The 14,925-nt window shown below is 63.1% G+C and carries 4 protein-coding genes; 3 read left to right on the plus strand and 1 reads right to left on the minus strand.

Going from position 1 to position 14,925, the window contains the following annotated elements; translation table 11 throughout:
- Positions 1 to 5 precede the first annotated feature (5 nt).
- The 3 genes from Q8814_RS09410 (at position 6) to Q8814_RS09420 (ending at position 9,533) form a co-directional block, all read left to right on the plus strand.
- Positions 6 to 737: a hypothetical protein gene (locus Q8814_RS09410; protein WP_330151742.1), complete on the plus strand. Its 732-nt coding sequence runs from the start codon at positions 6 to 8 to the stop codon at positions 735 to 737.
- Positions 738 to 839: 102 nt separating this feature from the next.
- On the plus strand, positions 840 to 7,298 hold the full coding sequence (locus tag Q8814_RS09415; protein ID WP_330151743.1) for a DEAD/DEAH box helicase: 6,459 nt from the start codon (positions 840 to 842) through the stop codon (positions 7,296 to 7,298).
- A complete protein-coding gene (locus Q8814_RS09420; RefSeq protein WP_330151744.1) occupies positions 7,299 to 9,533 on the plus strand; it encodes a 3'-5' exonuclease in 2,235 nt (744 codons plus the stop codon). It begins immediately after the preceding gene.
- A gap of 610 nt (positions 9,534 to 10,143) precedes the next feature.
- Here Q8814_RS09420 and Q8814_RS09425 read toward each other — a convergent pair.
- The gene (locus Q8814_RS09425; RefSeq protein ID WP_330151745.1) at positions 10,144 to 14,826 is read right to left on the minus strand and encodes a DUF3320 domain-containing protein; all 4,683 of its coding nucleotides are present in this window, start codon (positions 14,824 to 14,826) and stop codon (positions 10,144 to 10,146) included.
- Between the last annotated feature and the right edge of the window lie 99 nt (positions 14,827 to 14,925).

Raw genomic sequence — 14,925 nt, forward strand, 5'->3', positions numbered from 1 at the left:
GCCGCATGCACGTACAGGTAAGGTCCAAGGATGACGCTGTCACCCGCGACCTCGTCAATGCTGTGTTGGCTCTCGATCCCAAACCGCGCGAAGTACGCTGGACCAGCCTAAGCCTGTGCATCCTCGATGCGGTGTGGAGCATCGGTGCCCGCTATGACATGGTCGTCGTGCCACTGGTGCGGAGGTTCGCAGCCGGGTTCGGTGTCGAATCACCCACCGTCAGGGCGGACAGCACCCTGGGACCCGACCCGATTCCCTTGTCAGCACTCGCGGGTCTGGACGTCGGGTCGCTGGTCGATAGGACCAACCGGCAACGCACCTCGACGCGCGGCGGAATCCTCAAGGCCGAAGCTGCACTCCGCCATTTCGCCGTGTTCGTCGAGCACGACGTCACAACTCTGGCCGAAGCTATCGAGTTGCTCTCCGACAGCCATCGCCTTGCCGATGTAGATTCCGCGTTGCGTCGGATTCCTGGGGAAGGCGGAAGCGGAATCCGGCGTGGCTACTTGTGGATGCTCGTTGGGAACGACGACCTGATCAAGCCGGACCGTATGGTGCTTCGTTGGCTGCGCCACCACGGCGTTGACGTCAGCCCGGAGGTCGCGCGGGGAGTAATCGCCACAGTGGCCGAGTCCCTTACCGCGACAACCGGAAAACCGGTCACACCATGGGAGGTCGACCACGCCATGTGGAACGCCGGCCGGTTATTACCGCCGACACGGAAACTGGGTATGTGAGATCGAACGGGGGCGGGGTGCGGCGTTGACGCCGACGTCGAGCCACGTGTAGTCGGTTGCAAGTAATGGTCAATGTCGTTCGTTGTCGAGGAGTCGCAAGTCATGGGAGCCCTGTTACCCACCCTGCAGGCAGAACACCTGCGCGAGGGTCTCACCGATTACCTCGCGACTACGTTCGCGCTCACAGATTCCGACGCGCAGGGCGCGTTGACGGACTTCATCGGAGGTCCCGACACGGGCATGTTCAAGGGCCCGTACGTGCGGCTGCGACTCCCGTTCGCGCCCGCCGGTGGAAATTGGGGACTGCACCTGGACTGGTGGCCCACCGAACCTCGCAGTTTCACCCCGTACGGGCACCAGGCCCGCGCGTTCGAACGGCTCTCCACCAAGTTCCAGGATCGGCCACAGCCGACGATGGTTACGACCGGCACCGGGTCCGGTAAGACCGAGGCGTTCCTCATCCCAATCCTCGACCATGTGCTGCGGGCGAAGAAGGCCGGCGTCACCGGGACCAAAGCACTGATCCTGTACCCGATGAATGCGCTGGCCAACGACCAGGCCGAGCGGCTCGCCGCCCTCGTCACCGAACACTCCGAGCTCAGTGGTGTCACTGCCGGTCTCTACACCGGCCAGCAATCCTCGGGGGGACGAACCCGAGTGTCCGAGCACGGCCTCATCACCGACCGCACCCTCATGCGGGATGCGCCGCCGGACATCCTGCTCACCAACTACAAGATGCTCGACCAGTTGCTGCTGCGTCCCGCCGACGCACCGCTGTGGCGACTGTCGGCGGAGTCATTGCAGTACATCGTCCTCGACGAGTTCCACACCTACGACGGCGCGCAGGGCACCGACGTCGCAATGCTGCTGCGCCGGCTCGGGCTGACGCTCAAGAGCCACTGGACCGAAACCTCGAAGGTCACCGATACCGATCGCGCCCGGCCCCTCGGTAAGCTCACGCCTGTCGCCACCTCCGCGACTCTGGGTTCGAAGACCGATCCGACCGCGATGCTCGGCTTCGCGCAGACGGTGTTCGGGGAAAAATTCGACGAGGACGCGGTGATCGGGGAAACCCGCATCACGACCGAGCATTGGCTCACGGACCGTCGCACCGACCTCGACCGGCTCTACCGCCCCGTCGATCCTGTGGTCGTCGACGCCGTCGACCGCATCTCGAAGGCCGCCGCAGCGGACACCCCGGGCCGCGACACCAACGTCGTCATCGCCCGCGCCGTGCTCGCGGAAGTGTACGAACGCGCCGACGATATCGATACCGATCGCACCCTCACCGACGCCGACCTGAAGGTGATGAGCAGCCCCGACGGGGTGCTCGATCTACTCAAGGGCCACCAACTGGTTGCGACCATCCTTGCGGAGGCCACCGACGCGATCTCCCTCGCCGACCTCGCCGCCCGGGTGTTCCCCGTACCGGCACTCGAGCGTAACGCGCGCCGCGTCGCCACCGCGCAGCAGCGGTTCCTGGGCTACCTGTTCGCGCTACTTTCCCACGTACGAGCCGAGGTCGGCCGCGCCGCCCTGAACGTGGATGTGCACCTGTGGATCCGCGAGCTGAGCCGCATCGACCGTGTCGTGCACACCAGCGCCGGCTACCGGTGGTCCGATGACGGCGACACCGAAGGTGACCACGAGCTGTACCTGCCGGCGATCTTCTGCCGGCATTGCGGCCGATCGGGGTGGGGTGCGCGACTCGGCCCGACCGGCAGCGCCCTCGACGTCACCGACGAGGCGATCCGCGCCGATCACGCCGCCGGCGCCTCTCGCTTCCGTGCCCTGATCGCCGCGCCCACCGAGGCCCAGGTCGACCGGGACGTGGAGGGGCTGCGCTGGTTCCACATCGATCACCGCGACATTCTCGACACCGCACCGGAACCGGACAGCGCCGACATGCTCGAGGGCGGGGTGCTGCCAATTCTGACGCTCATCGGGCCCGAGGCGGACGAGAAGTCCACCAAGGATGTGTGCCCCGCCTGCGGCGTCGACGACGGTATCCGCTTCCTCGGCAGCGCCGTCGCCACCCAACTGTCGGTGACCCTGTCAAACCTGTTCGGGGACAAGAACCTCGACGCCGGCGAGAAGAAGGCGCTGATGTTCACCGACAGCGTCCAGGACGCCGCGCACCGGGCCGGGTTCGTGCAGGCCCGCTCCCACAGCCTGAGCCTGCGCTCCACGCTGCGCGGCGCTTTGTCCGCCGGTCCGCTCGATCTGACCGAACTCGGTCAGGCCGTTGTCACCCGCGCTGGCAATGATCCGATCCGCCGCTACCAACTGCTCGCCCCGGATATCGTGGACCGCGAAGAGTTCTCCCCGTTCTGGAAGGCGGGCACCCACCACAGCTCCCGCCGTGCGGCGGAGAAGAAGGCCAAGCGCCGTCTGCAGTTCGACATCGACCTCGAGTTCGGTCTGCAATCCCGCACGGGCCGCACCCTGGAACTGACCGGCAGCGTCGTCGCCGAGGTGTATCTCGGGGCGCCCGGGCGAGCCGCCACCCTGGGTCGGCTCGCCGCCGAGAACACCGAGCGCATCCAGTTGAAGCTCTCCGAGAGTTTCGCGCCGGGCGAGCAGCGCACGATGTTCGACGATCCGCGCGGCGGCCAGCTGAGCCTCGGCGACACCGCGGGCCCGCCGATCGTCGATCGCGAGGCCCTGGCCAGGTGGGTCCGCGGCACCGTCGAACGCATCCGCACCCAGGGCGGCATCCATCACGAATGGTTGCGCCGCTACCTGGAGAAGAACGCCAACCGGTACCACATCTGGACCGGCCGCCCCAAGGGTGAAGGTATGCCCGCATTCCCCAAAGGCAGGCCCGCACCGACGTTCCCCGCATTTGGGTCCGGATCCCGTTCGCTCCCTGAGGGTTTCGATACGATCACCTCGCCGTCGTCCTGGTATGCACGCTGGGCGTCGCGGTGCCTGGACGTCTCACCGTACGACGGGGCGTTCCTCGCGAAGGCGCTGTTCGCTCTGCTCACCGAGCAGCGGGTGCTCGAGACCGTCACCACCGAAACGGGCACCACCGTCTACGGGCTGCAGCCCACCACCGTGCAGGTCAGCGCACCCAGCCTCGAGGACCTCGAGAACCGGAAACACCTGCTGGTGTGCGATGTGTGCCAGACACCCGTGCCCGGAAGCGCCACTGTCGTCACCGAGATGGACGGCGCGCCGTGCCTGCTGGTGCGCTGCCCGGGCACCCTGCACCGGGCACCGCGGAACGAGAACTTCTACCGCCACCTGTACGACTCGTCGGAGATGAAGCGCGTCGTGGCGCGCGAACACACCTCGCTGCTGCCCACCGAGACGCGGCTGGAGTACGAGACGGCATTCAAGAAGGGCGGCGCCGACCCGCAGGCCCCGAACGTGCTGGTTGCCACCCCGACGCTGGAGATGGGCATCGACATCGGTGACCTGTCCACAGTCATGCTCGGCTCACTGCCACGATCGGTGTCGTCGTACCTGCAGCGGGTGGGCCGCGCCGGCCGCCTGACCGGCAACTCCCTCGTCCTCGCCTACGTGCGCGGCCGCGGTGAACATCTGCCGAAACTGTTCGATCCGCTGTCGGTGATCCAGGGTGAGGTGCGTCCACCTGCGACGTTTCTCAACGCCGAGGAGATCCTGCAACGTCAATACGTGGCGCACATCCTGGACCGGTTTGCGCGCGACCCTCAGCGGGTGGCGCCGAAGGACGCCCGCGCAGCGCTCGGGAATTTCGACGAGGGCAGCTGGATGGCCGACGTCATCGAGCATTCCGACACTCACGCCGCAGGGCTGACCACCGGATTCCTGAATCAGTTCGGCGGACTACTCAGCAAGGACGCCGAGGCGGCACTGCTCGCCTGGGCCACTCCGGCCGAGAACGGCGAGCCCAGCGGACTCGTGGAACACTTGCAACACACCGTGCACCGGTGGAACCGAGACCTCACGGAGCTGACCGCCCGCAAGGATGCCGTTGAGCAGCAGATGCCGGACCTCGAACGAAGGTCCGATTCTCCTGCGGCAACCGACGACGATCGGCGGGCACTGCGCACCGCACAGGGCTCTCGAAAACTGCTGGCCGCTCAGATCCGTTCCATCACCGACGAGTACTGGATTTCGGTCCTCGAGGCGTACGGAGTCCTTCCCAACTACACCCTGCTCGACGACTCGGTGACCCTCGACGTCGGTGTCTCCTGGATCGACCCCGACAGCTCCGCCTACATGGGCGATTCGATGAGTTACCAGCGCGGTTCGCGCATTGCGCTCACCGAACTCGCCCCCGGCGCCACCTTCTACGCGCAGGGTCTGGCAGTGAAAATCGACGCCGTCGACCTCGGCACCGGCGAATCGAACATCCACACCTGGCAGGTGTGCCCGCAGTGCGGATGGATCGGGATCAGCCCCGCCGGCGCGGAGCCGAAGCTTGCCTCTGCCTGTCCCCGCTGCCGGAACACCGCGATTTCGGATGTCAGCCAGCGCATGCACGTGGTGGAGATGGAGCGAGTGTCCGCGGAGGTGCGCCGCGACGAGGCCACCATCAGCGACGGCCGCGACGACCGGCACCGCGAACCGTTCACCGTCGCGGTCGCCGCGGACATCGATCCGGCGCATGTCGGCCGGGCCTGGTTCGTGCAGGATCGAGACTTCGGCGCAGAATACTTGCGCCGTCTCGACATTCGGTGGCTCAACCTTGGTAAGCGAACCTCACAGGGTAAGAAACGAATCATCGCCGGTGAGGAATCGGCTACCGGCCTGTTCCGGGTGTGCGCGGCGTGCGGGCAACTCGACACGGCGGCCGGCCGTAACGACCAGTACGAGCACCGCACCTGGTGTCGACTACGCAAGGCCGACACCGAGGACGTCCGCGAGATAGCTCTGGCTCGTACCCTACGTACCCAGGGCGTGCTGCTGCACCTGCCGCCCCAACTCGAATACGACAACTTCGCCCATCCGAGCCTCAGCGCTGCCCTCCTGCTGGGTCTGCGTCAGGTGATCGGCGGCTCCCCCGAACACCTCGCCGTCGCCACAATCAGCGACGCCCTGCGCGCCCCGGACCGTCGCGCGCTGCTCATCCACGACACCGTGCCCGGCGGCACCGGTTATCTCGCTGAGTTCGCCGACCCGGAGAAGGTATATGCGATGCTCGCCGCTGCCCGGAAAGTGGTTCGCGAATGCCCGTGCCGCGAGGAGGAGCGGCTCGCCTGCCATCGTTGCCTACTGCCGTTCGCACCGCCGCACGAGCTGGACAAGGTTTCGCGGACCACCGCCTTGAAGGTTCTCAATGAGATCCTCGATGCGGGAACGCATTCCGAACCCGACCTCGACGATTGGAATGCCTATATCACCGAGGAGGCGCCGCCGGTGCCGCCCGCGAGCGACGAATCGTTCCTGGAGAAGGACTTCTACACCGCGTTCACCGGCCGGCTGCGATCCATGGGTGCCGCCGTCGTCGAGAAACCGGGCACCTACGGCCCGTCTGCGACCATCACGCTCCAAGGCAAGAAGATTCGCCGTTGGTCGCTCGTCCCGCAGGTACTGCTGGGCACGGTGAAACCGGATTTCGTCCTGCAGACCACCGACAGCTCGATCCGGCCTATTGCGATATTCGCCGACGGACGCGCTTTCCACGCCTCCCCCGGCTGCAACCGCGTGGCCGACGACGCCCATAAGCGCGCCGTGCTACGCGAGACCGGCTATCTGGTGTGGTCCTTCGGCCACGAAGATCTGCAGCGCTTCAAAAGCAGCGACGAGCAGACCCCCTCGTGGTTCGACGAGAACGCAGCCAAGGTCGTCACCACAAACTTCCATGTACGACCTGCACTGTTGAGGTTGCTCGCCAAGGATCCTGTGACGCAGCTGCTCGAGTTCATGGTCGACCCGGATATCGCGTCGTGGGAGGCATTCAGCCGCGCATTGCCGTATCTGTTCGTCCGCCGGGACAATCGGGCTCACTCGGCCGCCGAGTCGATGCTGGAGTCCGCCCTCGCCGCCTTGAACGGCTCTCGCCCTTTCTCCGGCAGTGGCACGGACATGTGCTGGTCACTCACCGAGGGCACGCTGACGGTAGCCGCCGCCGTCACCTCACCCGCAGACCGGTCGGCCACCGCGGTCCTGGCGCTCGACGACCGCGACGACGTCCTCGACAACCTCGACGGGCGCGCCTGGAAGGAATGGCTGCGTCTGTCGAACTGGCTGGGCATCGCCGATCGTCACCGCATCACCACACGGTCACAGCTCGAAGCCTCTCCCACGCCGGTCCCCACCGGAGTGGTCGAGGAACAGCCGCTCCCCTCCGAGTGGCAATCGCTGCTCGACGAGACAGTGTCGGACGCCGAACGCGTCCTCATCAGGGCACTGGCTACCACCGATCCACGCGTACCCGTACCCCTACTCGGCTACGAAACCGATGAAGGCGACGTGCTCGATCTCGCTTGGGAAGGGCAGCGCATCGGCGTGGTGCTCGACGGGTCTGCAACCGAGGCAAATACGATGGCCGACACCGGCTGGACCTTGTGCCCACCCGATGCGGCACAGATTGTCGCAGTGCTGAGAACGAACGGGGTGTTATAAGTGGCGAATTTGGTCATCGCATCGAATAACAAGGCGATGCGCAAGCTCGACCGGTCCGTCAAGAACAAGGTGATGGACTTCTTCGAGAAGCTCAGTGCCGACGACACCGCACCCGGACTGCATATCGAGCCGCTGAATGTCGCCGCCGATCCCCGGGTCCGCACCGGCCGGGTCGATCTGCATTATCGTGCGATTCTCTTCCGCGTCGAGGACCAATTCGGCGACCCCACGTACATCTACATGGGCACCTGGCCGCACGACGAAGCAATCAGCCTCGCCGGGCGTTCCACACTTCGAGTCAATCCCATCAACGGCGCACTCGAAGGCATCATCGGCGAACTCGACGGCACCGCCGACCGCAAGAAACGTGTGGTCGTGCCCGACCCCACCGGCGAACTCGACCGGGCACTCAAGAAGCCCACCGACACCCCGCCCTATCTCGCTGGTCTCGGATTCACTCTTGCGGACCTCACCGACAAGCTCGGCATCGACCCCGCGATTGCGGAACTCGCAATGGAGGCGCCCGACGAGGACGCGATCCTGCATATCGCCGAGAAGGCCCTGGAATGGGAGGGCAGCGCGCTGCTCGAGCTCATCACCGGGATCAGCATCGACGAGATCCGCACCAAACACGGATTTACCGAGACGCCGATCGATCCGACACTCGACGAGGACCAGCAAATCCTCGAGGCACTCGAACGTCCCGCATCGAAGATGCAGTTCGCCTACATCGAAGACGACGAGGAGTTGCGTCGCGTCATCGAAAGTGGCGACTTCGGCGCTTGGCGCACATTTCTGCACCCCGAGCAGCGAACCTACGCAGAGAAGGATCAAGGCGGGTCGTTCCGCTTGTCCGGCGGAGCCGGCACCGGCAAGACGGTCGTAGCGATACATCGGGCCCGGCGCCTCGCCAAGCAGAATCCCGACGCCCGGATAATCCTCACCACCTACAACAAGACCCTCGCTCTGGGTCTCGAAGCGGACTTGCGGTTCCTCGACCCCAGCATCGCTATCGCGTCCAAGCCCGGCAGCCCCGGCGTCTATGTGCGCGGCATCGACGCCCTCGCCAAGGCCGTGCTGGACCAGGCCGAGGATCTCGGCCCGGCCAGCGAAGCCGTCCTGGGCGCGGCCTACCACTTCGGCCACGCGCGCACCCGCCCCGATGTGGTGTGGCGCGAGGTGATCAATGCAACCGACAGTGGGCTCGATCCGAAACTGGCGACGCCGAACTTCCTCGAAAACGAATATGTCGCGGTCGTTCTCGCCAACAAGGTGACCACACTCGAGCAGTACGCCAAAGTAGCGCGGCCAGGGCGTGGAGTACGCCTGAGCCGACCACAGCGTATGGCTGTGTGGAAGCTCATCGAAGGGTACCGGCGGCACAGCCGCATGGACGGCACCCTCAGCTTTCCGGAGGTACTTGCCGTCGCCGCCGAACACCTGCGCCTACGAAACGAAGCCCACCGTAGGCATATCGCCGACCACGTCATTGTCGACGAAGCCCAAGACCTCCATGCCACACACTGGGCGCTGCTGCGCGCACTGGTGGCCGAGGGGCCCAATGACCTGTTCATCGCGGAGGACTCCCACCAACGGATCTACGGTCAGCCCGTCGTGCTCGGCCGACTCGGCATCAAGATCGTCGGCCGGTCCCGGCGGTTGACGCTGAACTACCGCACCACCGCACAAAACCTACATTTCGCCGTGGGAATTCTCTCCGGCGCCGAATACAAAGATCTCGAACAGGGCGAGGAATCCACCACCGAATACCGCTCCGCGCGCCTCGGCCCCAACCCGCGCCTGATCGAATGCTCCTCCCAGACAGAAGAAATCGAGACAGTAGTAGCGCAGATACAACAGTGGATCGATGACGGCATCGAGCCGGAAACCATTGCCGTGCTCACCCGCGGACTGGACGAGCGCGGTCGGTTCGTCCGCGCGCTCGGCGAACGCGGCATCGACGCCCGCGCCCTCGAAGACAACCAGCCCTCCTCCGGCCACGTGCAAGTCCTGACCATGCACCGAGCCAAGGGGATGGAATTCTCTCGCGTCATCCTCGCCGGTGTAGACGACGCCCACGTCCCCTCACTCGCTTCACTGCGCGCCGTGCCGGAGGAGGAGAAAGACGAAGCGATGCTTCGGGAACGGTCGCTGCTGTATGTATCCGCAAGCCGCGCGCGCGACGAACTCGTGGTGACGTGGAGCGGAAAGCGGTCCGCACTGATCGGAAGATAGGCAACATCGAATTCGAATGGGGTGACGCAGGTGACGAATCTAGTCTTGGCGTCGAACAACAAGCCGATTGGCAAGCTGACGGCTCCGTAAATAACAAGGCGATGGACTTCTTCTAGAATCTCAACGCCGATGACAACAATTACCCGGAAGGTAGAGAGATCATTTCTGTTCACATTAAATTGATCGACCAACGGTACGACGACGCTTGTGACGACGATGGGAACCTCGATTTCGAGGACGGAGCTCCCATCAGCGGCCTAGGCCCAGCACTTTATGGTTACGATATAGGCAAAAGTGGGGTGCTGGCCGTATACACAAACCTGAACTCCGCTGGGATCCGAACAAAATTCGTTTCCGTTCATTTTGGACCGAGCGATTGGGCAGCCATATACGGCACACCGCAATCCGAAATCAGTGGCATGGACGATGACGAATACGACTTGGAAGTCAAGCGCGAAGCGCAGATTTGGAACGAGTCGAACTAGCACACCCGTAAGGACACCTGCGAACTGCGGCGGAGTTTACTGCTCGACAGCTGCAAACTCCGCCGCGATCACAAGCTTGAGCACAACAAGATTTGAGAACTAAGCCTGTACGAACCATGACGGTGTCACCTCGACGGTCGCAGTAACGGACGAGGCAGCATTCTCCCCTCAGTCTCGACTATTGATTGCCTTTCTAGCAATTCCTTCATATCGCTGGTCAACGCAGCTTTGATTTCAGCACCGAGTCTTGCCCACCCGAAGAATCGAGCAACCTCACGAAGCAAGTCAGCGCTCGAGATACCGGGGCTATCTTCAACCAGGCGTCTCATTGCAAACTGCCGCTCGACCGCGGGTACGTGGGCGACCTTTCGATTGCACTGACTTGTTGGAGTGCGCGCTACAACAACGTCGCGGTCAGGGAGGTCATACGCTGTGCCCAGCGCTACGATTCGCTTCTTCCTCAATAGGGACTTAAGGACAGTTCGGATCCGCTTCTGGATAACTTGCCCCGACTTGGATAGTAACCACGCGGATCTGACTCGCGTGAAGATCAATTCTTCCTCGATCGGCCCTTCACATTCGAGCACTTCGAGCACGAGGATTGCAATCACATCGGTGGAGTCGGTGTCTTGCAGCTCAATCCAGTGGCGGCCAAGTTCACGAGCTGCCTCTTGCCGGATCTCATACAACTCACCCTCGCTGAGGTGCTTATACTCCTGCGCCCAATCAGGCGCGTAATCCTCGACGGAGACGAACTCCACCGTTCGGGCCGCAGCTGGAATCTGAGGGAGTTCAGGTGCCGTCTCCCGATCTTCCGACTCCTCAACGGCGTCAATAACGGCGTCAATCACCTCCGGTTGCGCATCCACAGCGAACGGATCCACAGCACACGCAGTTTCCACTGCCGCCCGGAGTCGTGCCATGGCGTCACTACGATTGCGATACCAGTCGGTACCCCAGATCCGATGCAGTTTCCAACCAAGATCGCGAAGAACCGCTTCGCGCAGCCGGTCTCGATCTCGAGCAGCTCGCGACGAGTGATACATCGCACCATCGCATTCGATGCCCAGCGCGTACGCACCTGGTGCATCCGGATGACGCACTGCCATGTCGATTCGGTATCCGGCGACGCCGACCTGCGGCTGGACCGAGTATCCCCACTCCTTCAGGACATCGAGGACCGATTGTTCAAATGGGCTTTCAGGCTCCGCATCCGGATCCGCCGTCTGTGTTGCGAGGATGTTGGGTCCATACTCTGCGTACTCCAGGTAACGCTTCAAATGCTGAACGCTCTTGTTCGTACTGTCTGAAAGTTCGCTCCCCCGGAACGACGCCACGACCTCCATACGGCGCCGCGCACGCGTCACTGCGACGTTCAGCCGCCGCCACCCGGCATTTCTGTTGATAGGACCGAACTCTGATCGCAGGCGCCCTTGTGCGTCACGTCCGTACCCGATGGATAGGATGATGACGTCTCGCTCGTCCCCCTGGACGGTTTCCAGGTTCTTCACGAAGAACCCGTCCAGCCGATTTTCCGTGAAGAACCTCGCGAGGTCCGGGCGATTCTTGAGGGCCCTGTCGACTGATTCCTCGATCGCCTCTGCTTGCACCTTGGACAGTGCAACCACGCCGAGGGTAAGTGCCGGGCGTGTCTCGAAGTGATGTATGACCCTTTCCGCGACATAAGCGGCTTCGATCTGGTTGTCCCGCCGGCCGCCTCGGTCATACACGCCATCGACCTTGAAAAACTCCACACCGATGTCGTGGCCGTCTTCGCGTGATCCTGGGAACGTCACCATCGAGTTCTCATAGAACTCGTGGTTGCTGTAGGCAATGAGATGCTCGTGCCGGCTCCGATAATGCCAGCGCAACGGGAGAGATCGCAGGATGCCACTCGCCTTACAGCTGTCGAGAATGGACTCGAAGCCAGATTCGTCCTCCTCCCATTCATCTTCGTCGTTGCTGTCGCTTGCGGCATTGAAGAACGAAGTGGGAGGTAGCTGCCGCGGGTCACCAGCAACCACGAGCGCGTCGCCACGGTAGATCGAGTTCACGGCGTCTTGAGGCAGGACCTGTGACGCTTCGTCGAAGATGACGACGTCGAATCGGTAGTCCGAAGACAAGAATTGACTGACGGTGAGCGGGCTCATCATGAAACACGGCTTGATTAGCCGCACGACTTCACGCGTTTCATCGAGCAACCGACGAACCGGCATGTGACGCCGCTGTTTCATGGCTTCTCGACGCAAAACTGCCGCTTGCCCAACCGTGGTCTTTTTCGGACGCTTGGCATTGCATGCGGCGATCACGTCAGCGTGGGCCGCCTCGACGAGTTCACGGTCCAGATCCTGGAAACGTGCCACCAGATTGTCCCGGTCGACACCGCGGTGCGGCTTGAGTCGTTCATCTTTCGCGAAGTGGTGCTCGACCCATGCCACAAGCACTGCGCGTTCGACCGCTGCGGGGAAGTCGTGTGCGGACGCCCCGCGTTGTGCGAGCTGCGAAGGCAAGTCCCGGAGACGGTACTTGTCGAGAGTGCCAAGTGCATCGCTACATGCGAGCCACGTCTCTGGACCGTACGGGTCGTCAGCGAGGAGGTCGAGTGCGGCCTCAGCATCCGCCAACGATGTCAACAGTTCGTCCCCGAGTTCACTGCGCCGCTTGGGCTTGAAGCAGTCGAGAAGACTTTTCCGCTGTCGCCTCCAGTCCTCGAAGTACGTTTGAAGCGAATCGTCCGGCTCGATCGTGAGCATCATTGCAGCAACAGGTTCGTCCAGTGGCGCCGAAAACCCACTCCTGCCGGCCCGACGAACCGATTGCGCCCACTTCACCGCCTCTCGAATCCGTGCAGGATCTGTGTCGAGGCCAGCGTAAAGCGCCCCGAGCAACCCTCGGTATGTCTCACCGGTGTCCATGAAGGCCTTTTCGAGACGACGCGCTGTCGCGGCTGCCGACACCGCTGAACGCGCAGTGGCCACTGTCAGGAGGGGACCCTCGTCTACTACCTTCGCCACCGTGCGTACCAGCTCTTCGATTTCGGAAAGCGGTTCCAGGTGAGCGCGAAGCCAGTTCGCCGCCTCGCCGGCTGTAACAGTCAACAGAGCGGGGCCTGATAGCCCCAGACTCGGATGACTGACCGCCTGGTGCCAATCGGTCAACCTTTGAAGAATGCCAAGGACTCGCTCCTTCAAGTCCTCAGCCGGGACATATCCGTCGGCAATCGCCGCAATCAGCTTCGTCCGAAGCATGGGCTCATGGAGAGAATCCGACGCCGATCGCACGATCGAATCGACAGCTTCGAGGGCCTCGGCCAGCGCCTCGATATCAGGATTGCCTTCTGGCGCGTAGCGACCGAGGAGTTCGACCTGCTCGACGGTAGCGTGACGATCCGGCTCGCTGTCCAGTTCTTCGATTGCGAGACGAATCAGTCGCCTTGCAGTTTCAGAGTACCCCGATTGGTCGGCCATGGACTTTTCGAGCGACTCGAGCGTTGTGCCCAAACCTTCGTACCATGGTCCGAGCAGCTTTCGATCCTGCGGCCCAAAGCTCAAGAAGGTTGCAACTTCGTCCTGCGCTTTGTGCGCGGATGCTACGGCCAGACGGGCCGTGCCCAGCGTATGGTCACTCGTATCGGCCCTGAAAGGGCCTATCGTGCACAATATTTTGTCCACGAATTCACATGCCGACTCCAGAGGCTCGAGGTGCGCCTGCGCCCAGTAGGCAGCTCGCCCGAGCGAGACGTCCGACAGCTCGGGCGAGCGCTCGGATATTTCTGGCAGCCCGAGCGTGTGCTTCCATGACTCGAGCAGTGCCTTCAGTCGAGTGCCTTCATCGACGAGAATGGGATCCAGCGCATGCCCGTCCGCTAATTGTCCTCGAAGCACGGCCCTGGTCCTGGGATTCTTCAGGACGTTCGGCACGAGGTCGTGAATCGCTTCGGCGTGGACCAGTGCCGAGCGAAGTGCCTCCGTCTCCACCGCGACTGTTTCCGCGTTTACGAAGCGGCCGAGTAACTCTTCGTAAGATCCACACAGGGCGCGAAGGTCTTGATATGCGGTGCACCACTCCAACGCCAGTGGCAACGCATCATAAAGTTCAGACCGCCACGTCCCACCGACCGCCTGCGTCGCTATCACTCGACGATCAGAACGTACTTGCCTGGAGAAGAATGCGCTGAACCCGCGCGGTCCATCGCCCAAACGTGCAATCACATCCGACAGCTCGGGTACATCGACAATCTCCGGAAGAAACACGTCCTCTGCGTGCGACTCGGCTCTGGACAGACACTCTACAGCTGCACTAATCGCCCGAACGGCTTCCCGCACCTGAGGGAGGACATCGGGGTCGAACCATTCAGTCAGCGCTCGATTCGGAACTGCGCTCCACTCGATGAGTTGCACAAGCACGCTGACATCTTCGACCTTCTCGGGGTCAGGGCAGCCCAGCCGGCGCGTAAGCGAGTTCGCCAGCGCGTCTGCCGTCTTCAGCGTATCCACCGACCCGCTAAGCGCCTCCCTGAGGCGACCGAGCTGCTTATGGTTCCATCGCTCAAGGTCCAACCCCGATGGACGCAAATCCGCAAGAGCAATCTCGCTGGCGGAATGGGTGACCACGAGCGAACGATCGAGCTGCTCCCAATTTCGGCCCGCTTGCGCAGTTGCCGCATCTCTGGCTTGTATCGCGTGATCGCGCCTTAGGAAGAACGCTGACAGCTTCTCAGCCGTCAAGGCAACTGCCGCCGCCTTCGCGTCCCGCGCAAGCCCTGGGGTAAACCACCGTTCTAGCCTGGAAAATTCGTGGTTGTTCACCGATCCGAGCATGTAGATAAGCGAAAGCGCCTGTCCTGCAGGGCATAATGGGACTTCTCTAGGGTTCCATCACGCAGGCGGGAAGGCACTTCGCAGGTG

Source organism: Rhodococcus chondri (assembly GCF_036327435.1).
GTDB classification, from domain to species: Bacteria; Actinomycetota; Actinomycetes; order Mycobacteriales; family Mycobacteriaceae; genus Rhodococcus; species Rhodococcus chondri.

What these genes read in the sequence shown, in the direction of transcription:
- Q8814_RS09415 (WP_330151743.1), top strand. Translation starts at nt 840, where the DNA reads ATGGGAGCCCTGTTACCCACCCTGCAGGCAGAACACCTGCGCGAGGGT.
- Q8814_RS09410 (WP_330151742.1), top strand. Translation starts at nt 6, where the DNA reads ATGCACGTACAGGTAAGGTCCAAGGATGACGCTGTCACCCGCGACCTC.